Origin of the sequence: Streptomyces sp. NPDC048270 (genome assembly GCF_040652335.1) — a bacterium.
Taxonomy (GTDB): domain Bacteria; phylum Actinomycetota; class Actinomycetes; order Streptomycetales; family Streptomycetaceae; genus Streptomyces.
Window position 1 is genome coordinate 1 of record NZ_JBEZLV010000142.1, and the last position, 1,025, is coordinate 1,025.

The 1,025-nt window shown below is 77.1% G+C and carries 1 protein-coding gene; it reads left to right on the plus strand.

From position 1 onward, the window contains the following. The first annotated feature begins 138 nt into the window (after positions 1 to 138). Complete coding sequence (locus tag AB0D66_RS34660; RefSeq protein WP_362311114.1) at positions 139 to 642, plus strand: hypothetical protein; 504 nt, start codon at positions 139 to 141, stop codon at positions 640 to 642. Positions 643 to 1,025: the final 383 nt, after the last annotated feature.

A 1,025-nucleotide genomic window follows, 5' to 3' on the forward strand; every position in this document is an offset into this window, starting at 1 on the left:
CCGTACTCCTCGGCGGACTGGCGCAGCGCCGGGGCCAGCACCGGGTTGGCGCTGATCTCGACGAGGACGCCGGTCCCGTGGGTCAGCAGGTGGGCACCGGGGTGGGGGCGCTCCCGGACCCGTGACACCATCGGGTACGTGCTCGACATCGGCTACTCCCTCTCCCGGCGCTTCCCCGACCCCCCGCAGACCGACTACCGCTCGGCGGACGTCCACACGCTGCGCCACGACCTGTTCTGCGGGGACGTCTACCTCGCGGACACCGACAAGGACCGGGAAGTGTCCACAGCCTGGGGATGGGTGCCGGTACTGGACTTCGCCTGGGCCCTGTGCGACATCGTCGAGCAGCTCGACCAGGACCCGCGCGGCAACCGCTCCGCGCACCGGCAGTACGCCGAGATCGACTTCACCGAGTCGACGGACCGGATGCTCTTCGAGCGCCGCTTCGGCTGGGTCGACGTCGAGGCCGACTGGATGCCGGGGGACGAGGACCCGCTGACCTTCAGCCACCGGCTGCTGCGCCGCGAGGCCCGCGACTTCCTGCACGACCTGATCGCGGACCTCGTCGACATGCACGAGGGCCTCGCCGACAACCCGGCCATCTGGACCCTCCAGGCCCGCTTCCCCCGCGTCCCCGCCTAGCCCGGGCCCCCGGTGGCGCCGCCCCACCAGTGCGGCACCGTTCCCGGGGCTCCGCCCCGGACCCCGCGCCTCAAACGCCGGCGGGGCTGGCTCTTCCCAAGGCCGCCCACGACGCCGTCACCCTGACACGAGCCAAATCCAGCCCCGCCGGCGTTCGAGGCGTGGGGGTCCCCCCGGACGGAGTCCGGGGGAGGGCCCGGGGCGGAGCCCGGGGGGACCCGGGGCGGAGCCCCCCCAGGTCCCTGAGCCGCACCCGGCCCGGCAGCCGAGGGGGCGCCCCCCCCCCCCCCCCCCCCGGGGGGGGGCGGGGGGGGGGGGGGGGGCCCCCGGCCCCCCCCCCCCCCCCCCCCCCCCCCCCCCCCCCCCCCCCCCCCCCCCCCCCC